Source organism: Streptosporangium carneum (assembly GCF_027922005.1).
In the GTDB taxonomy this organism is placed as follows: domain Bacteria; phylum Actinomycetota; class Actinomycetes; order Streptosporangiales; family Streptosporangiaceae; genus Streptosporangium; species Streptosporangium carneum.
Genome location: NZ_BSEV01000031.1, coordinates 89,536 through 108,320 on the forward strand (window position 1 = coordinate 89,536; position 18,785 = coordinate 108,320).

An 18,785-nucleotide genomic window follows, 5' to 3' on the forward strand; every position below is an offset into this window, starting at 1 on the left:
ATCGGTGAAACGTTGGGGCCGGTAAATCAGCATCAACCGACAAGGGGGGTGTAGTGCACCACAACGGTCTGCGTACTGCTGTCCTTCTGGGCGCGCTGTCCGCGGTGATCATCGCGGTGGGGGCGTGGCTCGGCGGTGGCGTCGGCGTGCAGATCGCGGTTCTGGTCGCCCTGGCGGCCAACGGCGTCGCCTACTTCTTCTCCGACCGGATCGCCCTGTCCGCCATGCGCGCCCGCCCTGTGAGCGAGGTCGAGCAGCCCGTTCTGTACCGGATCGTGCGGGAGCTGTCCACCGAGGCCCGCCAGCCCATGCCCAGGCTGTACGTCTCGCCGACCATGCAGCCCAACGCCTTCGCCACGGGGCGCAACCCACGCAACGCCGCGGTCTGCGTGACCTACGGCATCACCCAGCTCCTCGACGAGTCCGAGTTGCGCGGTGTCATAGGACACGAGCTGTCCCATGTCTACAACCGCGACATCCTGATCTCGTCCGTGGCCGGAGCGCTCGCCACGATGATCACCTATCTCGGTTACGTCGGCCTGTTCTTCGGCGGGGGAGACGACGACGAGGGTCCGGGTTTCATCGGCGCGCTGCTCATGATGGTGCTCGGCCCGGTCGCCGCGGGAATGATCCAGATGGCTGTGTCCCGTTCCCGGGAGTACCAGGCGGACGAGTCCGGGGCGCGGCTGACCGGCGACCCGCTGGCTCTCGCCTCCGCGCTGCGGAAGATAGAGATGGGGGCCCGGCAGCTGCCCTTCCCCGAGAACGCCCGCCTCGCCTCCGCCTCGCACCTCATGATCGCGAACCCTTTCCGGGGAGCGGGACTTGGCCGGTTGTTCTCCACCCACCCGCCCACCGCGGATCGCGTCGCCCGCCTGGAGCGGATGGCGGGCTACCGCCGCTGACCCGGTCCGGGAGGCCGGGAGCACCGCGACGGCAACCAGGCCGGGGAGGCGTCGCGGCAGCCGGGCCGGGGAGGCGTCGCGGCAGCCGGGCCGGGGAGGCGTCGCGGCAGCCGGGAACGAGGCGGCCGTGCGGCCCCTCCACGTCGCGCAGCGGGTCGAGTTCCCCCTGCACGTCGTGGAGTGGGCCGAGCGGCTACCGTCCGTCGCGCAGCGGGTCGAGTTCCCCCGCGCATCCTGGAGCGGGTCGAGCGGCTACCGTACGTCGCGCAGCAGGCCGACCAGCGGTGCGGCGACGAGGGTCAGCAGGCCGCAGACCAGGAAGAGCAGGAAGTAGTTCGGCCCCTCGGCGAAGGGGTCGGAGCCGACGGCGAGCAGGATCGGCGCGACCGCGGGGGCCACCGCGCCGGGCAGGTGTTTGGCCATCGCGAAAGCCCCGAGATAGCGGCCCGCGTCACGCTCGTCGGGGAGCACCTGGGTGACCAGGCCGAGGTCCACGGCGTAGTAGACGCCGGTGGCCGCCCCGCTGACGACCGCGACGACCACCACCACCCCGACGCTGGCGGTCACCGCCTTCAGCAGCAGCATCGCGGCCAGGATCGTCGTCGCCCACAGCACGAAGGGACGTCCCCGGCCGACTCTGGCCGACCAGCGTCCGCCGAGGTAGGCGAAGAGACCGGACAACAGGGTGCTGGCGATGGTGGTCAGCCCCACCAGGGCGACGGCGTCCGCGGTGGGCACGCCGACGCGGCTCTGCAGGTAGTAGAGCGAGTATGACGCGATCAGCGCGAAGCCGATGCTGACGAGCAGCCGCTGGATCCACAGCAGCCGGTAGTCACTGGCGTGCCGGGGCAGCACGAGCAGCGCCGAGGCGAGACCGCCGACGCTCACCGTGCGCCGTTCCGCCGGGTCGAGGCGACGGTCGGGCAGCAGCGCGCAGAGCACGCCCGCCGCCGTCACCGCGAGCCCGCCGCAGATCGTGAACTGCGTCAGCAACTCCCCCTTGAATGCCTGGGACAGCACCATCGCCGGGACCACGCCCAGCATGTTGCACATCGAGAACACACCCGCGACGCGGACGCGACGCTCGGCGGGGAACTGGTCGACGACCGTGGCGGTCAGTCCGGCCACCATCGCCTGGTAGCCGGTGACCGCGACCATCCAGCCGATCGCCACCATGGCGATGGAGCCTGCAAGCGCGAGGACGAGCAGCCCGGCGAGGCCCACCAGCGAGCCGCCCAGGATCCACGGCCTGCGCATGCCGTACCGGCTGGTGGTGCGGTCGGACAGATGGCCGCTCAACGGGTTGGCGATCACGGTGGCCACCCCGCCGAGCGCCGTGACGAGCCCGAGCGCGGTCTCCTTGCTCTGCGGCGCCATCTCCTGGATCTTGAGGCTGAGGCCGAGGATGAGCGGCAGGGCTCCGGCGGCGGCGTAGAAGAGTTCGGCGAGGCCGATGGCGGCGACCAGTCCGCGCCGGGGCGCGGGCCGGGGCACGGCGGTTTCCTGGGGCAGGGTGAGGGACATGGTCGTCTCTCCGATCAGCCGACGAGGGCGGTGCGAAGACGCCGGACGTGGCCCGCGGTCAGACCGTGGGCCGTGAGCAGCCGTTCGGCGCCCCCTCGGGCGTCGAGGGCGGTCAGGAAGGTGCGCATCGCGGCCTCGGGGGCGTCGAGCAGCCCGGAGACCGAGCCGGTGGCCTCAGCAAGGTGAGCCGGCGCGGCCCGTGTGCCGGAGCCGCCGCCCTTTCCGAAGCCGCCCTTTCCGAAGCCGCTTTTTCCGAAGCTGCCCTTGCCGGAGCTACCGCCCTTGCTGGAGCCGCCCTTGTCAGAGCCGTCGCCCTCGCTGGAGCCGCCGCCCTCGGCGGAGGCGGGCACGCGTGAGCCCAGGCCGAGCATCGTCATGATCTGGGGAAGATGTTCCCCGGTGGCCGCGTAGTCGCGGACGATCGTGTCGTGGTCCACCCCCGCCAGGTCGAGGACCAGTGCCACGACCAGTCCGGTGCGGTCCTTGCCCGCCGCGCAGTGGACCAGGGCGGGCAGCCCGTCGGCGATCTCGGCCACGACGGAGGCGAACCAGGCGGTCCGGTGGTCGAGCATCAGCACGTAGAGGTCGCCGAGGTCGATTCCCGGCGGCAGCGCGGACAGGTCGGCGGGGGAGCCGGAGGTGCCGAGTCTGGCGATCCTGACGCCGCGCTCGGCCAGGAGGGTCCAGTCGTCATCGGTTCGTTCGGTCTCGCCACGCAGGTCCGCGACGAGTCGCAGCCCTTCCGGCAGGCCGCCGAGAAGGCCGGCGAGCAGGTCGACGTCGGCGGGGGACAGCGCGTGGGGTTGTGCCGAGCGCAACAGCGTCCCGGGACGGAGGAGGGTTCCGGTGCCGTCGGCGACGTCACGGAGGTTCAGGAGCGGCATGAGTCATATATATGACTGCCTCACCTGCGGGAACGCGGCCGAAAAGTGGACGACCGGTGAACGCGTGAGCAACGTTCCCGTCCCTGTGGAACGTCGGCGAGGCCCGCCGCGCGGGAGCCGTACAGTGACCAGATGCCCAGAGAAGCCCGCTACCGCGCGATCGCCCGTGAGCTCGGGCGGCGCATCGAGTCCGGTGAGCTGCCGCCGGGTGAGCGGCTGCCCACCGAGGACGCGCTCGCCGAGCGGTTCGGCGTCCACCGCCTCACCGCCCGGCAGGCGATGGTCGAGTTGCGCAGGGCCGGACTGGTCGAGACGCGACACGGCCTGGGCAGTTTCGTCCGGCGCGCTCCGCGCCGGATGGAGGTGTCCGTAGACCCCGTCACCCGCAGGCACAGGAAGGCGGACCTGGAGGGACTGGCCGAGATCTTCACCGAGGGGGAGGAGATCCTCGACCGGGGCCTCGTCGAGCATCCGGTGGGCGCGCGCCACCTCGGCGTTCCGGGCGCGGAGGTCTACGAGATCACCACCCTGCTCAGGTCGGGTGGCGCGCCGTGCGTGCTGAGTCGCTACCGGCTCAGGCCGGAGCGGGCAGACCTCGCTCACGACCCGAGGCTCGGCGTGCTCGGCTCGCTGGAGGCTGCGGGGGCCTCCTACCGCTACACCTGGCACGCGGTCTCCGCGGACCTGGCCGACCCCGTCGACCAGGCCACGCTCTCGGTCGACGTGGGCGCCGCCGTGCTCGTGCGCGAGGGGCTCGTCGTGCACGGTGACGAGCCACTGTGTCACGTCGAGCGGCGCTGCCGAGGAGACCTCATCTCCTTCGTCACCCGCTATGACTAGCCAGGTGGTCGAGAAGCAGTTGAGTGTCCAGTTCGTACACCGGAGGCGCGGACGACAGGGGGACCACCGTGGTGATCACGCCGTCCTCGGTGACGTCCACCCTGCTGAAGGCCTGGAACGGCATCCCCCTGGTCCTGCCCGCCGGGGCCATCGTGTCGGCGCCGTAGGCGGAACCCGGACCGACCCAGACGGGGATCCCGGCGAACATGCCCGCCGAGGCGCTGTGGGTGTGCCCGGTGAGCACCAGCCGTACATCGGAGCCGGCCAGCACCCCGGCCAGCTTCTCCGGGGCGCGCAGGCCGATCCCGTCCATCAGCGGCAGCACGCTGGGAACGGGCGGATGGTGGAGCACCAGCACGCTTCCGTCGGGCGCGGGCGTGGCCAGAGCCGAGGCCAGCCACTCCAACTGGTCGTCGGACAGCTCGCCGTGGTGCGCGCCGGGCACGGTGCTGTCGAGGACCACGACGCGCAGGCCGCCGATCCGGACCACGACGTCGTACGGCTCGTCACCCGCCTGGCGACCAGGATCGTCGTCCGCTCCGCCGCCTGACCCGCTGCCTGGCCCGGTGCCCGCCCCGTCGCCCGGAACGGCGCCGACGAGCGTGGAGCGGAAGGCGCGGCGTTCGTCGTGGTTGCCCATCGCGACCACCACGGTCGCGGCGAGTTTGTCGGCGGCGGACTGAAGCGCCTGCGCCACCAGACGGTAGGAGGGCTCGTCCCCCTGGTCGGCGATGTCGCCGGACACGATCAGCGCGTCCACGGGCTGACCGGAGGCGACCACGGTGTCCAGCGCGGTCCTGAAAGCCGCCGTTGAGTCGACGGAGCCGTGGAGCAGTCCCTCGGCGACGGCGTGGACATCGGTGAGATGGATGAGGGTGTAACGCTTTGCCATGACGCCAAGGGTTGTCCACGCCACTGAACGTGATTAGTCATCTATATGAATTACGGCGGTACGGCTTACGCCGGGGCACACCGCTCCGGAGCGCCCTCCGCCGTCCCGGCACGGACACCGCCCGCCCGATCCGTACGGGAAACGGGCGGGCGGGCCGTGGCGTACAGATCCCCGCCGAGCAGGCGGAGCCGAGAAACGCAGGGGTGAGAACGGGCAGGGTGTGCTGGACGGTGGCGGGACACCCGGTTCGGGAACGCCTGGGGTTCGGGGACCTCGGGACAGGAAGCTCAGGAGCGCTGGGTGGCCGGGGCCGTCTCCTCCGGCGACAGACCGGGGATGCCGTCGATGCTCTCCCTGTTGTTCTTGGCGCGGTAGACGCGCCGCTGCTGGACGTCCTTGCGCTCCGCCCACTCGTCCAGAAGTGGCCGGTCCTTGTCGAAGGACATGAACGGGACAGCGAAGCCGCAGGAGTCGGAGATGCGGTCGCAGTCGACGACGATGATCGACCGCACACCCGGATGCGGGCCGAACTTCGTGATCAACTGGGGGAAGTCGGGGTCCTCGGGGACGACGACCCGGCCGGTGCCGTACAGGCGAAGAATGTTGGGGGAACCGGAGAAGGCGCAGAACATGACCGTGATGCGTCCGTTCTGGCGGAGGTGGGAGATGGTCTCGACGCCGCTGCCGTCCAGGTCGAGGTAGGCCACCGTGGTGTCGTCGAGGACGGTGAAGGTGTCGGGGTATCCCTTGGGGGAGACGTTGACGTGACCGCCCTGTTCGGGAGCGGTTGCGACGAAGTAGACCGGCTGCGCTCCGATGAACTCGCGCAGCCGGTCGTCGAGCCTTTCATGAATTTTCCCCATGAAGGGGACGATAGATGGTGGTCACTCGCCGGGCAGCCACCAGGTCCACGGGGAGTTCTTGGTCGTGAAGGAGTCCAGTTTTCTGGTGGAACCGGTCTCGGCGTTCACCGTCCGCTTCACAGCCGAGCTGATCTCGCCGTCCTTGCTGTTGCGCCCCGTCCAGAGCGTCAGCGTCCCCGCCGGATCCCAGTAGATGCGCTGCGCGCTCTCGTCCTTGGGGATGCCGAGCGGGAGCGCGTCCGAGACGGTGTCGGACGCCAGGTCGTAGGTGCGCAACCGGGACGTGTTCGACGCGCCGGTGATGACCAGCGCGACCGTGGATCCGTCGTTCGCCAGCGCGACCGGCGAGTTGTTGGACACGATCTGCGGCACGACCTGACTCGCGGTCTCCCTGCCGTCGGCGTCGAAGACCGCGAACTCGGTGACGTTGTCGTCGGTGGTCCGCCCCGTGAGCAGGTGCTGCCCGTCAGGGCTGAAGCTCAGCACGTTGTTCGCCGGCGGCAGCTTGATCGTTTTCCCGTTCTTGAGATTGACGATCAGGGTCGGCAGCTTCTCCGCGCTGTCGAAGTAGTCGACCACGACGAGCGAGCCGTCGAAGGAGAGCGTGGTGTCCACGTCCGTCTGACCGATCCCCCTGGGCAGCACGGCGGCCCCGCCGGGCAGCGGGCGGACCTTTCCGCTGTTCACGTCGCGGACGACGAGCTTGTCGCCCTTGAAGTAGTTCACGAACCGGCCGTCACCGCTGACGGCGAACGGGGTGCCGGCCTCCTTGTCAATCTTGCCGTTGGCCTGGCGGGGGTTGACCCGCGCGTCGGCCAGCTTGACCGTCTTGCCGCTGCGCAGCGTCAGCGTCCACTTGCCGCAGGGGATCGTGTAGTCCTTCTTGGGGCAGCTGTCGAGCCATGCGTACCGGACCGAGTCGGCGGAGGCGGCTCCCGTCTTCGCCTCCGCAGGGGTGACGGTCATCGTCATGGTGGCCGCTGCGGCGGCGGCGAGAGTGAGTACGGCGAGCCCGCGTTTGGGTGTCATCGCTGTTCCTTTCGTCACCCGGATAGATGCGGGCCCGAGGCGAAAGGTTGTGTCACGAATCGGCCACACTCACGGGCCGTCCACCGCCATGGACGCATGTACGGCCACGTCGTCGATGCTCGTCGGGTGCGCGGGGCGCGAAGCCGTACGGGTTGCCGGGCGGTCGCCGGTTCAGGGGCTGGCCGGCGACGCGGAGCAGTCGGGAACCCGCGCGAGCATGAGCCCTGTTCTTCGTGTCCCTCGGCGTCCGTCGCCGGTGAGCCGCACGGGAGCGGCCAGGGCACAGGCGAAGACGGGCGCCTTCGGCCATGTGCCCTGGATGTGCCCTCTGCGGCAGACTCGGCCCCTGAAATCGCGGATCGGGGCCTGGTCGCGCGTCCGCTAGCGGTAGTTCGTGAACTGGAGCGCGATCTCCAGGTCTTTGCCCTTGAGCAGGGCGATGACCTCCTGGAGCTCGTCCCTCTTCTTGGAGCTCACCCGCAGCTCCTCACCCTGGATCTGGGCCTTGACTCCCTTGGGCCCCTCATCCCGAATGATCTTCGAGATCTTCTTGGCGTTCTCCTGGTCGATGCCCTCCTTGAGGGTGACCATGAGCCGGTACTCCTTGCCTGACAGCTTCGGCTCATCGGCGTCCAGGACCTTGAGCGAGAGCCCGCGCTTGATCAGCTTGTCCTTGAACACGTCAAGGACGGCGTTGGCGCGCTCCTCGCTGTTGGCCCTGATCTCGACTGCCTTCTGCCCACCCGACCAGGCGATGCTCGCGCCGGTGCCCTTGAAGTCGAATCGGTGCCCGACCTCCTTGACCGTCTGGTTCAGCGCGTTGTCGGCCTCCTGGTGGTCGATCTTGCTGACGATGTCAAAACTGCTGTCGGCCATGCGTCGACTATCCTCTCTAACTCTCTTGTCGACCCTAGCGCTTCACCTGTCGGCTAAGGATGAACGTCACCGTCAACACCCAGACGATGGTGTCGAAGACGGACGAGAAAACCGTTGAGGACGCTCGTCGAGCCACACCCCCGACGCGTTGAGGACGCGCATCGAGCCACACCCCCACAAGAACCCGCACCCCACCACCCTCCCGCTCCCCCTGTCCGCCCGCCGCCGGCCTGAAGACCATGAAAGATCCCAGTACGGCAGGCCATCGGCGGACGGTCTCCGCCGATGTCACGTCACACCCGGAAGTCCGCTATTCTTCTTCCTGTCGCCGCTTCGAGCGGAAGACGCGGCAGGTTGCCCGAGTGGTCAAAGGGAGCGGTCTGTAAAACCGTCGGCTCAGCCTACGCAGGTTCAAGTCCTGCACCTGCCACCAGCCAAACTGGCAGCTTAGAGGCCCTCCGGGGCCTCTTTTGCGTTTCGGGGTCATGCAGCCGTATGCCGCCCTGAGCGGTCGCGCGTCGGTGGTCGCGCAATATACGCGCAATGATCTTGACGACGTTTCCTCAGGTCGCGCCGAACTTTCAGGGAGCCTGCAAGCGAGAGCCACCTCTGGAACCACCCCATGCCAACGGCTACGGCGAGGGGCTCGGGAGGCTGGATAACCGATGAATCCGCTACGTAACGAATCATGATCGTATGACGCATCTGTGCGTCTCGTCATTCACTGCCAGATCATGCTTATGGGATGGGAACGCCCAAGTCTTTGATCGTCATCGTCGCGGCGGGGCTCGGTCTGACTGCTTGTGGCACGGCGCCCGCAACCCCCGAGCCGAGGAGAAGTGAGGTCGAATCCGCCGCGACGCCCACTTCCAATGGTGTGTCGACGACTCCCCTCACCAGTGAAAGCCTGTATCCCTCTGGCTTTGATCCTGCCGCGTACAGGCCCCCCGAGCACTGGAAGGCCCCCTGCAAGGCTGCCTATTTGAGGTTGGCCGTGGGCCTGCTCGCCAACTGGAATGCGATCAGGAACCTAATAGAGCGGACGGGAAATTCCGCCTATCACACTGCGACGATCAAGTTCAGCTACGAACAGCTCGTCGACTCCCCGCAAAAAGAGATCTTGCGAGCCTGTCAGCAGGCCGACCCAGTGATCGGCGCCCGGTTCGAGCGTGGTGTGGCGGCCGCTGGCACAGCTATGAGCATTGTCTGTCGAGAAGCGGAACCGTCCACGTGTGCGAGGCCGGAGCTGTCAGCAGAGGAGCGGGCCATGCTGAGCGAGAGCGTGCAACCACTGCTGGCTGCGGTCCCACCGAAGCGTTGAGATCTCTTCGCCCGTTCACATCGGCGGATCGGCGCGTGCCGCTTCGTACCTCGTCCGGGAACGATCGGTTGGGCGGTGAGCAAGCTCTGATCACCAGCCTTAGTGGTTGGCTCCGGAAATCCTTCGGGGGTTGACGTAGAGCTGAGTGCTGTAGGGACGTGAGGGCAGGCGATGTTGCCGCCCTGGGCAACCTCGCTGTCCACGGCATCGACCACCTTCAGGCGGCCATCGAGAACCGGCTCAAACGAATGCCACAAGTCGGCGAGGAGGTCATCGGCGAGATCGCGGCCGAGCGGCACTGAACTGGCCTGTACAGTTGCGATTCGTCGGTATCCCGTGAGGGAAGACAGGGGGATCTTCCTGATGGGCAGCCGCTTCGGCCCGGTAGCAAAGCTCAGCGGTTCGTGGACATCCGCGCTACTGGCGGGTCTGGGACTCGGTGTTGTCACCAATCTGGCCCAGGGCTGGCTTCCGGGCACCTGGAACCAGGTCGCCAACTCCGGTGCTGTCTGGTGTGTCCCGGCGTTCGTCGTCGGCGCCCTGCTTGCCGGATGGGCGTCAGCGCGGTCGGCTGCCACCGCCGGCCTATGTGCCTCGATCGGTCTGGTCATTGGGTATTACGGGTACGCGGAGTTCGGCCGTGACGGCATGGGCAGCCTCACCTATCCGCTGGTCTGGCTCGCGATGGCGGTCATCAGCGGCCCATTGTTCGGCGTGGCCGGGCTGTGGTGGCGGAACGGACGTACCGTACGTCACCGTGTCATTGGCCTCGCCGCACTGGGAGGCGTCTTCGGGATGGAGGGCATCATGTATGCCTTCGTCCTGCATTACACCCCGCAGGCATGGGCCTGCCTGGCCGTCTTCGTCCTTGCGCCGCTGCTGATGGCACGTCGGCAAGGAGAGCGGACGCCGACCCTGCTGACGGCCCTGGCCCTCGCGGCACTGGCGTACTTAGTCATCGAATTGCCACTTCAATACGTGACGATATGAAGTGGATCGCGGACCGCAGACACGGTAAGCCAGGTCATGTTAGTCGACCACGCGCTTCATTTAGTCAGTTCCCTCACCCCTGTTCGGGACGCCGCCTCTGATCGACGGCTGCCTGGCCGGGACCGGTCTGGTTCTCAAGTCCTCGTAACTCCACGAATTAAAGATCAGTAGTGCCAGCTCGTGTATCAACTGCCACGAGCGCCGATAAACGACAAGAACATCAAAGGGTCCCGCAAGTGCCCGGGCCCCTGGTCGTACAGCATGCCTTTCACATGGTCAGCGCTTCGCTGATCCGCCTGTTGGCGATCTCCTTGTGCCCGTCGAGGCACTTGGCGTAGACCCGCAGCAGGACATCCACACCATGCCCCGCCCGCTCGGCCACGTCGGGAGCCGGAACACCCACATTGAGCCACAGGGACACCGCCGCGTGCCGCAGGTCGTACGGCCTGCGTGCCAGGGGAGAGGCGACCTGGGTGGGAGTGAGAGCGAGAATCCGTGCGTCCTGCCAGACCTCGGTGTAGGCCGTCGAGGCGATCACTCCGCCGCGCTCGCTTCGGAAGACACGGCCGTCCTCACCGGTGCCGTACTCCTCGATGTGCCGCCGGAGGATCGTCACGAGCTCGGGAGGGATCGGTACCGGCCGCACGTCGGCCCGGCCCCGATGCTTGAGGCCCCGTTCCTCGTGCGCGTCCCCGCTGTCGGTCCACTGCGTGTTCACCTCAGGCCGGGAAACGTCGATCGTCAGCCGTCCCCAGCCCTCGGCGGGCAGATGGCAGTCCTGAAGCCGCAGGCCCACCGCCTCGGCCGGACGCAGGGCCGCGTAGTACATACAGGCGAACAGCGCCATGAGCCGTCGGCCCCGCCCGCGACCACCCACATAGGTGACCATGGTCAGAAGCTCCTGAGCCTGCCGGGGATTGACGACCACGCGCGGATCGACAGTCTCGGTGGTCTTGGGCGGCTTCCACCTCACCTTGTGCAGCGGATTGGCGGCCAGTTCCTCCAACTCAACCGCGTATTCGAGAACGGCATGGAGAACGGCTCGCTTGCAGGTGATCGTGTTCGGGGCCGCGGCCTTGCCGTCGAGTCGGAGGGCGAGCGCGTCCAGCGCCAGCCGTACGCCCTTGGTCTCTCCGAGGTCGGCCAGGTCCAACGACGCCCCCTCAAGCCACCGGATCGCCCGAGCCATCTCGCTCGGTGTCTCCGGCCTCCTCCCGGTGGGAAGGAGCGCGTACTTACGGAGCGCTGCCCGGAGGGTCTCGGCGTCAGGACGCCCCGACCGGTCCTTGGTCAGCGCGGGGAGGATCGTCGAGAGCGCGTCGGACATGCTGTCCCGGCTCTTGGCCGCAGCGTGGGGCCACTTCATGTCGATGTAGGCCCGAGCGAACTCGAAGACCGTCCGGGCGCTCTTGGCATGAAGCATGGAGAGCGGGAGCCCGGTCTCCACGTCGAAGGCCTCGCCCCGCTTGGCCGCCTGGCGCAGGTCCGACAGGAAACTCTCGGCCAGTGCCTTGGTCCGCAGGGTCTTCGACTTCTGGCGACCGCCGACCTTCCACCGGACCACGTACGAGGGTGTCTTGCTCGTCTCGTTCCGGCGGATCTCCCAGAACTTCACGTCATAGGAGGTGATCACGCGGCCTCCCGGAGGGATTCCAGCCAGGTCGTGAACTCGCTGCGCCAGACGCGGATCTCCCCGTTGGGGAGCTTGAGGCCCTGGGGAGCGTGGCCGATCTCCCGCCAGCGGTAGAAAGTACGCCGGGACACCCCGCCGAGTTCGTCGAGGATCTCCGGCACGGTCATGAGCTCGTCACGGTTCTTCTTCACGCCGCCTCCCTCAATGGCGTGTTTGCCGGAAGATCTGGAGTGGGTCTGCCATCGGCTCTGGCCCGTAGTTCGTCGAGCCGGGCGCGTGTTCGGTGCCGGTTGGCCACGCCGCGCAGCAGCCGCACCGGCAACGGGGTGCGGGTGGGGTCCTTGGTGGAGACCGGCCGCCAGACGTAGCGGTGCGGGTCGGTCTCGGCGTCGGCGGGCAGGCCGAGCATGTCGAGGACCCAGGCGCGGCGGTCGGCCTTGTGGTCGTGCAAGGTCTTGTTCGACCACTTGCGGGAGACCAGGACGCGACGGCCCGCGTAGCCGAGGTGTTCGGCCTTGTGCGCCTTGCCCTTGCACCGGCCCGGGGTCATGCCCGCCTTGGCTCCCTTGGGCTGAATGCCGTAGCGCAGCCAGTTGGCGCAGGTAGGCGAGCAGGGTTCGTAGCGCAGCGCCTCGACCAGGCGGGCGGCGTGGTCCCAGCGGGCTTGGTTGATCGCGGCGCGGGCAGTCGACGCGGCCGGAGTCTCGTCGCCCTGCTCGTCTTCGTCGGGGTCGAGGTCGAGGGTCTCTCCCAGGCTCTTGGTGAGGTACTTGGTCAGGTAGCCGATGCGCTTGTGCGCGTCCGGCGATCCGGCCAGGAGGCCCTGAACGTCGACCTGAGCGCCGAAGCGCACCACGTGCAGAGGCTCAGCCTCGTCGTCGGTGTCGAGCCGGTCGAGCGCTTCCTCCCAGGTGGGCAGTAGTTCGCCCGTGGCGGGGTCGAGGTAGTCGCCAGCCTGTCCGTCCGGGTACGGCTCGGCCTGCTCCTCTCGTTCCACCCAGACCGGCAGGTGGTCGCCCTTGAAGCGCACCTGATCGAGGGCGGGCCACCACACCTGGTGATAGGTGGCCGCCGCGATGGCCTTGATCTCCGCGCGAGGCAGGGTCCTGCGGATCGCCATGTGCAGGTGGGGAGCAAACCTCTTCTGCGGTTCCACTCGCAGGCCGCGGCACAGGTGGCGGATCGCCGGGCGCACTGCCTGGCCTCGCCCTATAAGGCGTTGTCCAGCGTCAGGGTGAGCTCGGCGATCCGCCACCTACCGTCGGACCGTCGCAGGCTGAACGTGTAGACCCCGGTCGAGATCATCTGGATGCTCTCGCCGGTGTTCCTCGTCTGCAGCAGATAGGCCCGCACCTCGGCGGTGGCGGCGTCCGTCGTCGTGACCACGACGTTACCCAGGTGGTGCCGCACCCTTCCGGTCTGGGCCGTGTGCCCGTCACGGATGAAGTCGAGCACCGCCGCGCGTCCGGCGACCGGGCCGAGCACCCCCTGTCCGGGCATCGTGAAGGTCCAGGTGGTGTCCTCGGTCAGGACCGCTTCCAGCTCGGCCACATTCAGCTCGTCCAGGGCATGGGCGTAGTGCGCCACCGCCTGCTGGAGGTCGGCGATCACGAGAACACCGTCAGCACGATCTTGCCCTGGATGTGGCCCTGCGCGGCTCGTGTGTGTGCGCTGCCCGCTTCGGAAAGCGGGTAGGTGCTGTCCACCCCGACCTGGAGCTTGCCCTCGTCGAACAGGCGCCCGATCTCGGCGAGCTGGGGGCCGTTGGAACGCACCTGAATGTTCGAGACGGTGATGCCAAGACGCGCCGTCTCTTCCGGATCGTACTGGGCGAAGAACACCGGAAGCATGGTGCCGCCGCGCTTGAGCACGGTCAGGAAACGTGAACTGTCCGGGCCACCGACGGTGTCGATCACCAAGTCGACGCCACTGACCACGTGCGCGACCTGCGTCGTGGTGTAGTCGATGAACTCATCGGCGCCGAGCTTGCGCAGGAACTGCTCGTGCCGCCCCGAGGCCACCGCGATGACGTGTGCCCCCTTCCACTTCGCCAGCTGCACCGCGAAATGACCCACTCCACCAGCGGCCCCGTTGACCAGCACGGTCATCCCTGGCGTGATCGGCACCGGCTGGTGCACCTGGCCGGTGAAGGGAGACGGCACGTCGTGGCCGAGATCGACCAGGTACTGCCAGGCCGTCAGCAGGGCCATCGGCGCACCGGCCGCCTCAACGTAGTCGATACCGGCCGGTTTGTGAGCCAGGTCGGAAGCCGGAGCGGCCACGTACTCGGCGTACGTCCGGCCGTCGAATCCCGGGAACCGCAGCATGCCGAAGACCTCGTCACCGACGGCGAACCTGGACACGTCCGGAGCGACCGCCTGAACCACGCCCGACATGTCCGTTCCGGGGATGAGGGGGAACTCCAGCACCGGCCTCATTTCGGCCGGCATGACCTTCATCCCCTCGCGCAGGTACCAGTCCGGCGGGTTGATGCCCGCCGCGTGCACCCGGACGAGCACCTCGCCCGGGCCGATCTCGGGAACCGGCACCTCGTCGTACCGCAGAACTTCCGGCCCGCCCGCCTCGTGGAACTGGATCGCCTTCATCGCGCCTATCGCTTTCTCAGGGAAACGTTGCTCCTTCAGTCAAGGCCCTGGACGGCATGGCCGTCCAAGACCCCTTCGGCAACCGGTCATTCCGAAACAGCATGACGCGTACCCTGCAACGGTGAACGATCTCGGACAGGACCTGGAACTGCGGCTGGTGCGCTACTTCACCGTGGTGGCGGCGCACCAGCACTTCGGCCGGGCCGCCGCCGACCTGCACGTAGCCCAGCCGGCGCTGAGCCGCCAGATCCAGCGGCTCGAGAAATATCTCGGCACACGACTGCTGGACCGCACCTCCCAAGGCACCCGGCTCACTCCGGCCGGACAGACATTCCTCCCCCGGGCCCAAGCCCTGCTGCAGGCCGCCCGCCAGGCCGAACTGGCCGTGCGTGAACAAGCCCAGACCGAACGAATCACCATCGGTTACGTCGAAGACCTGGTGATCACTACCGCCGTACGGGAACTGCGCCACCGTCACCCGGACGCCGAGATCGCCACCCGGCATCTGAGCTGCCGCGACGTCGGCGCACTGTCCGACAGGCGCGTCGACGCCCTGATCGCGCGGACCCCGTTGCCGCTCGCCGCCGACGACGTATTCACCACCCCGTTGTACGAGGAGCCCCGGATGCTCGTGGTCCCCCGCGGCCATCCTTTGGCCGACCGCGCGTCGGTGACCGCGGAAGAACTGGCCGACGAAGAGGCGGCGCCGTGCGCGTTCGAGACCGCGGACTGGACGTCCTACCGGATCCTCGGGGCCAGCGTGCCGCCGATCGAGAGCTACGAGGACAAGCTCGAACTCGTCGCGAGTGGCAGGGCGATCGCCGTCCTACCGGTCGGCGATCGGCGCAGCTCACTGCGTCCCGACCTCGTCACCGTCCCGATCGAGGGCGCTCCCCCCAGCCAGGTCGTCCTGGTCAGCCGCAAGGGCGACCCGAATCCAATGATCAAGAATCTCCGGCTGGCTGCCAAGGCCGTCCTAGCCGCCCCGCCATCCTGACCGGACCAGGCCGGGCGATGACCATGGGCGGCAGGTCTACCACGGCCTCCGAGTGGAGGCCCGCCGGCCACCGCGACGACAAGTGCAAGCTGCTGCTGAGGACCCGGCACGGTCCCCCTGTCCCGTCACGGCAGATGCTTCGGCGGGCCAAGGTGCCATAGGGCAGCCATAGACGAAGAACAACTTCCCTGAAAACCTAGGGACACATGGCTCAATGAGATGACGCAGCGCGGCGGGACGGAGGTGACGCTCCCCGGTTCCCTCCAGACCCGAGGGACCCCATCCCGCCGCACCGCCCTACCGGGCCTGCCCGCAGAGCAACGCCCTCCAGACGTCATCACCCTGACGGATCGGCCAGCGATAGGTCTCATGCACCTGCCGGGCACCGTTGAAGTGGTGCGGGCGGCGAAGGAACGCCTGTTCTCCGGCAAGGCACAGCTCATACACCGTGGAACGGCACTCACAGCTCCACTCGATCACCCGCACCCGCTCGGCCGGGCACGGCACCCGCCACACCAGCTTCATGTGATCCGGCACCGGGTTGGCCACATGCGGGCGCAGGCACCTCTGCGTCGCGATCACTGCGGCGCCCAGCCGGTCGGCGTCACGAGCGGCGGAGCCATCCGGCGCAACTCCGCATACCGGGCCGCCACTCGCTGCGCCGTACCCGCCGGATCATCCACCGGGCCGTAGGCGTCCCACCCCAGCCTGTCCCGTGCCTCCCGCCTCAAGGCGTCCCGGCCGGACTTCCACCGGAACACCCGCTCGTCGGTCCACACCACCAGCCCCGACCAGACCGACACCAACGCCAAGCAGTGCCCGTGATGCACATCGGAGGCGATCCCCAGCCCGGCCAGCTCCCGCTGCAACCGCTCGGCCGCCTCCACCGCGTTGATCACCACGTCCGGCCCGACATGGTTCGGCTGGACGGGCGGAAGCTCTTCCATGTTCATCAGGCCGCCTCATCCGCTACCGAGCAGTCCAGGCACTCGATCCGGACCAGCTTCACGGCCTGCCCATCGAGATGGAGCGCCGCCTCGGCACGATTACGGCGAATCCATCGCCAGCCGCGCCCGTGGCAGGTCGGACACTCCTGGCTCGTCGGTTCCCCTTCGGTAATCATGAGTCAAGGGTCTTCACCTGCGCCGATGTCTCCCATCTCGGCACAGAATCCTTGGGCAGAATGACCGGTATCCCTTGACGGGATAACCGCCCAACGGCAACCGTTGAATACCCGAATGTCGAGCTTTCGAGGAGATATTCCATATGCCCGCAGATGCGACTGAACCAGTCGTTATCCTGCCGGAACTATGGCAACGCCCTGAAATCCTGGAAAGCCTCCGAAGTCGGAACATCGGGCAACTCTTCCGGCTCATCCGCCAGCACACCGGAGCCAGCCAGACCCGCATCGGCGTCGCGGTGAACCTCAGCCAGGGAAAGATCAGCGAGATCATGAAAGGGACCGTTCAGGTCACCTCGTTCGAAGTCATCGAACGCATCGCCGACGGCCTGAACATGCCCGACCCTGCCCGCATGACCCTCGGCCTGGCCCCCCGACACCCCCTCCCCAAACCCCGAGTCGAGCCGGAACACACACCAGCCGGCCAGGCCGCACTGCCGGAAACAGAACTGCCGAACAAGCACCTCATCGGCCTGACCGGCGGCGCGTCCAGCCGTTCCGTCATCTCCGGTCTGCGTCACGTCCTCACCGGCCACATTCAGGCCGAGGCCATCATGGGGCCGCCCCTGCTGATCAACGCGGTCACAAGCCAGGTGCCGCTGATCGGTCAGGTCTGCCGGGTGACACGAGGCGCCGACCGCGCCGAGGCGCTCAGCTTCGCCAGCGAACTGCTGGAGTTCTGCGGCTGGCTCCACCAGGACCTCGGTGACTTCACCCAGGCCACAATGTGGACCAACAAAGCCCTGGACTACGGATGGAGCTGGGCGACCAGCGCGTCACCTCCTACGTCCTCATGCGCAAAAGCGCCATCGCCATCGAGTCCGGCGACCACGGCCACGGCCTCGGCCTGGCCAACGCCGCCCTGTCCAACCCCGCGGCTCTCACCTCCCGCCTGCGGGCCGTCATCCTGCGCACCCGAGCCATCGCCAACGCCTACCTCGGGGAAGCCGCGGACTCCGCCCGGGACTCAGAAACCGCCCTCATCGAGGCCACCGCCGGAATGATCCAGACCGAGCCCGACCGCGCGCCGTACTGCACGCCCGCCTACGTCGCCATGGAAACCGGAGCCACCCGTCTCCTGCTTGGCCAGGCCGCCACCGCGATCCCGATCTTCGAAGCCAGCCGCTCCCAGTGGACGCCCTCCAGGCAGGCCCGCGACCACGCCCTGTTCCTGACCCGCATGGCCACCGCCTACGCCATGGCAGGCGAGCGCGACCAGGCATGCACCGTGACCGAGGAAGCCATCCCGCAGATCCAGGCGTTGCGCTCCAGCCGGGTGGCCGGCCAGCTCGCCACACTCTGCATCCAGTTGTCCCGGTGGTCGACGGACCGGCCCGTGGCAGACTTGCTCACCAGACTCGACCTCCTCGCCGAGTCCTTCTTTCTGCCAGCACCCCGGCCACCAGAAGGAGAACGGTGATCAACGCGCTGCCCACCGCGACCACCACCGAGGAACGCCACCGCAACGCCCCCATCGCGATCCTGCCCGTCGGCAGCTTCGAACAGCACGGCGACCACCTGCCGCTCAGCACCGACACGATCATCGCCACCCTCATCTGCCGAAAGATCGCCGACGCCTACCCCGTGCTGCTGCTGCCCCCGATCACGATCTCCTGCTCCCACGAGCACAGCGCCTGGCCCGGCACCGTCAGCATCTCCGCCCGCACCCTGCACGCCGTCATCACCGACGTCTACGACTCGGTCACCCGCGCCGGGCCCCCGCGCCCTGGTGGTGGTCAACGCCCACGGCGGCAACTACGTGCTCAGCAACGTCGTCCAGGAGGCCAACACCGAAGGCCGCGCGATGGCCCTGTTCCCCACCCGTGAAGACTGGCAGCAGGCCCGGGCCGCCGCCGAGCTGGCCGGCTCCATGCACGAGGACATGCACGCCGGAGAGATCGAGACCTCGATCCTGCTGCACGCCTGCCCCGAGGTGATCCGCCCCGGCTACGAGACCGCCGACCACGTCGCCGACGACCGTCGTCACCTGCTGACCGAGGGCATGCGGGCCTACACCGAGACCGGGGTCATCGGTCGTCCGTCCCTGGCCACTGCCGAAAAAGGGCAAGGCCGTCCTCGACTCCCTGACCAGCAGCTTCGCCGACGTGACAGCCCTGCTCACCAAGCTCTGAGCACCGAGCGTGACGCGATCACGATCACGTAGCACGGACACTGCCGAATTGTTCTTATGAGTATCAAGCGCGGCAGCGCGGCGCGCCGCCGCACGGCCCGCCGCCCGAACGCC

The 18,785-nt window shown here is 68.1% G+C and carries 22 protein-coding genes, 1 tRNA gene and 1 pseudogene; 11 read left to right on the plus strand and 13 right to left on the minus strand.

Going from position 1 to position 18,785, the window contains the following annotated elements; all coding sequences use genetic code 11:
* Positions 1 to 53 precede the first annotated feature (53 nt).
* Positions 54 to 905, plus strand: a complete 852-nt coding sequence (gene htpX, locus PKF00_RS38205; protein WP_271222625.1) for a zinc metalloprotease HtpX — start codon at positions 54 to 56, stop codon at positions 903 to 905.
* Between the two features lie 252 nt (positions 906 to 1,157).
* On the opposite strand, the gene PKF00_RS38210 is transcribed toward htpX, so the two are convergent.
* Together PKF00_RS38210 and PKF00_RS38215 are read right to left on the minus strand one after the other, a co-directional pair.
* Positions 1,158 to 2,429 (minus strand): MFS transporter, encoded by a 1,272-nt coding sequence (locus PKF00_RS38210; RefSeq protein ID WP_271222626.1) that lies wholly within the window; start codon positions 2,427 to 2,429, stop codon positions 1,158 to 1,160.
* A 14-nt stretch (positions 2,430 to 2,443) separates the two neighbouring features.
* Positions 2,444 to 3,313: a tyrosine-protein phosphatase gene (locus PKF00_RS38215; protein ID WP_271222627.1), complete on the minus strand. Its 870-nt coding sequence runs from the start codon at positions 3,311 to 3,313 to the stop codon at positions 2,444 to 2,446.
* Positions 3,314 to 3,445: 132 nt separating this feature from the next.
* Here PKF00_RS38215 and PKF00_RS38220 point away from each other — a divergent pair, with 132 nt between their 5' ends.
* On the plus strand, positions 3,446 to 4,153 hold the full coding sequence (locus PKF00_RS38220; protein WP_271222628.1) for a GntR family transcriptional regulator: 708 nt from the start codon (positions 3,446 to 3,448) through the stop codon (positions 4,151 to 4,153).
* On the opposite strand, the gene PKF00_RS38225 is transcribed toward PKF00_RS38220, so the two are convergent.
* The 4 genes from PKF00_RS38225 to PKF00_RS38240 all read right to left on the minus strand — a co-directional run bounded on the left by PKF00_RS38225 (position 4,137) and on the right by PKF00_RS38240 (position 7,813).
* Positions 4,137 to 5,045 (minus strand): metallophosphoesterase, encoded by a 909-nt coding sequence (locus tag PKF00_RS38225; RefSeq protein WP_271222629.1) that lies wholly within the window; start codon positions 5,043 to 5,045, stop codon positions 4,137 to 4,139. The two genes, PKF00_RS38220 and PKF00_RS38225, sit on opposite strands and share 17 nt — an antisense overlap.
* Before the next feature lie 287 nt (positions 5,046 to 5,332).
* On the minus strand, positions 5,333 to 5,908 hold the full coding sequence (locus PKF00_RS38230; RefSeq protein WP_271222630.1) for a pyridoxamine 5'-phosphate oxidase family protein: 576 nt from the start codon (positions 5,906 to 5,908) through the stop codon (positions 5,333 to 5,335).
* Positions 5,909 to 5,929: 21 nt separating this feature from the next.
* Positions 5,930 to 6,937, minus strand: coding sequence for a hypothetical protein (locus PKF00_RS38235; protein WP_271222631.1), 1,008 nt, complete (start codon positions 6,935 to 6,937; stop codon positions 5,930 to 5,932).
* 381 nt (positions 6,938 to 7,318) lie between these two features.
* Entirely contained in the window at positions 7,319 to 7,813 is a 495-nt protein-coding gene (locus PKF00_RS38240) for a YajQ family cyclic di-GMP-binding protein (protein ID WP_271222632.1), read from the minus strand.
* Positions 7,814 to 8,161: 348 nt separating this feature from the next.
* Between PKF00_RS38240 and PKF00_RS38245 the strand changes: the two genes are divergently transcribed.
* From PKF00_RS38245 to PKF00_RS38260, 4 genes are all read left to right on the plus strand, one after another.
* A tRNA-Tyr gene (locus PKF00_RS38245) sits at positions 8,162 to 8,246 on the plus strand.
* A 312-nt stretch (positions 8,247 to 8,558) separates the two neighbouring features.
* Positions 8,559 to 9,134, plus strand: a complete 576-nt coding sequence (locus PKF00_RS38250) for a hypothetical protein (protein ID WP_271222633.1) — start codon at positions 8,559 to 8,561, stop codon at positions 9,132 to 9,134.
* A gap of 158 nt (positions 9,135 to 9,292) precedes the next feature.
* A complete protein-coding gene (locus tag PKF00_RS38255) occupies positions 9,293 to 9,436 on the plus strand; it encodes a hypothetical protein (protein ID WP_271222634.1) in 144 nt (47 codons plus the stop codon).
* Positions 9,437 to 9,497: 61 nt separating this feature from the next.
* The gene (locus PKF00_RS38260; RefSeq protein WP_271222635.1) at positions 9,498 to 10,124 is read left to right on the plus strand and encodes a DUF6518 family protein; all 627 of its coding nucleotides are present in this window, start codon (positions 9,498 to 9,500) and stop codon (positions 10,122 to 10,124) included.
* A 268-nt stretch (positions 10,125 to 10,392) separates the two neighbouring features.
* Here the strand turns inward: PKF00_RS38260 and PKF00_RS38265 are convergent, their stop codons facing one another.
* Genes PKF00_RS38265 through PKF00_RS38285 form a run of 5 tightly spaced genes read right to left on the minus strand, consistent with a single transcriptional unit; the run spans position 10,393 to position 14,363 of the window.
* Positions 10,393 to 11,757, minus strand: coding sequence for a tyrosine-type recombinase/integrase (locus PKF00_RS38265; RefSeq protein ID WP_271222636.1), 1,365 nt, complete (start codon positions 11,755 to 11,757; stop codon positions 10,393 to 10,395).
* On the minus strand, positions 11,754 to 11,948 hold the full coding sequence (locus PKF00_RS38270; protein WP_271222637.1) for a helix-turn-helix transcriptional regulator: 195 nt from the start codon (positions 11,946 to 11,948) through the stop codon (positions 11,754 to 11,756). The genes PKF00_RS38265 and PKF00_RS38270 overlap by 4 nt, the downstream gene beginning before the upstream one ends.
* Positions 11,945 to 13,012 (minus strand): replication initiator, encoded by a 1,068-nt coding sequence (locus tag PKF00_RS38275; RefSeq protein ID WP_344928578.1) that lies wholly within the window; start codon positions 13,010 to 13,012, stop codon positions 11,945 to 11,947. Before PKF00_RS38275 ends, PKF00_RS38270 begins: the two co-directional genes overlap by 4 nt.
* On the minus strand, positions 12,967 to 13,368 hold the full coding sequence (locus PKF00_RS38280; protein ID WP_271222638.1) for a nuclear transport factor 2 family protein: 402 nt from the start codon (positions 13,366 to 13,368) through the stop codon (positions 12,967 to 12,969). The genes PKF00_RS38275 and PKF00_RS38280 overlap by 46 nt, the downstream gene beginning before the upstream one ends.
* Positions 13,365 to 14,363: an NADP-dependent oxidoreductase gene (locus PKF00_RS38285; RefSeq protein ID WP_271222639.1), complete on the minus strand. Its 999-nt coding sequence runs from the start codon at positions 14,361 to 14,363 to the stop codon at positions 13,365 to 13,367. Before PKF00_RS38285 ends, PKF00_RS38280 begins: the two co-directional genes overlap by 4 nt.
* Before the next feature lie 121 nt (positions 14,364 to 14,484).
* Here PKF00_RS38285 and PKF00_RS38290 point away from each other — a divergent pair, with 121 nt between their 5' ends.
* Complete coding sequence (locus PKF00_RS38290; RefSeq protein WP_271222640.1) at positions 14,485 to 15,360, plus strand: LysR family transcriptional regulator; 876 nt, start codon at positions 14,485 to 14,487, stop codon at positions 15,358 to 15,360.
* Positions 15,361 to 15,657: 297 nt separating this feature from the next.
* On the opposite strand, the gene PKF00_RS38295 is transcribed toward PKF00_RS38290, so the two are convergent.
* On the minus strand, positions 15,658 to 15,909 hold the full coding sequence (locus PKF00_RS38295) for a hypothetical protein (RefSeq protein ID WP_271222641.1): 252 nt from the start codon (positions 15,907 to 15,909) through the stop codon (positions 15,658 to 15,660).
* Between the two features lie 29 nt (positions 15,910 to 15,938).
* Positions 15,939 to 16,313 (minus strand): hypothetical protein, encoded by a 375-nt coding sequence (locus PKF00_RS38300; RefSeq protein WP_271222642.1) that lies wholly within the window; start codon positions 16,311 to 16,313, stop codon positions 15,939 to 15,941.
* A gap of 313 nt (positions 16,314 to 16,626) precedes the next feature.
* Between PKF00_RS38300 and PKF00_RS38305 the strand changes: the two are divergent.
* The 4 genes and pseudogenes from PKF00_RS38305 to PKF00_RS38320 form a co-directional block, all read left to right on the plus strand.
* Positions 16,627 to 16,833: pseudogene (locus tag PKF00_RS38305) on the plus strand (XRE family transcriptional regulator); the annotation flags it as partial.
* Between the two features lie 461 nt (positions 16,834 to 17,294).
* Positions 17,295 to 17,960 carry an NsdA family TPR-like regulatory protein gene (locus PKF00_RS38310; protein WP_271222647.1) on the plus strand — a complete coding sequence of 222 codons (666 nt, stop codon included), beginning with the start codon at positions 17,295 to 17,297 and terminating at the stop codon, positions 17,958 to 17,960.
* Positions 17,957 to 18,367 carry a creatininase family protein gene (locus PKF00_RS38315; protein ID WP_271222643.1) on the plus strand — a complete coding sequence of 137 codons (411 nt, stop codon included), beginning with the start codon at positions 17,957 to 17,959 and terminating at the stop codon, positions 18,365 to 18,367. The genes PKF00_RS38310 and PKF00_RS38315 overlap by 4 nt, the downstream gene beginning before the upstream one ends.
* Positions 18,270 to 18,704 (plus strand): creatininase family protein, encoded by a 435-nt coding sequence (locus PKF00_RS38320; protein ID WP_271222644.1) that lies wholly within the window; start codon positions 18,270 to 18,272, stop codon positions 18,702 to 18,704. Before PKF00_RS38315 ends, PKF00_RS38320 begins: the two co-directional genes overlap by 98 nt.
* Positions 18,705 to 18,785: the final 81 nt, after the last annotated feature.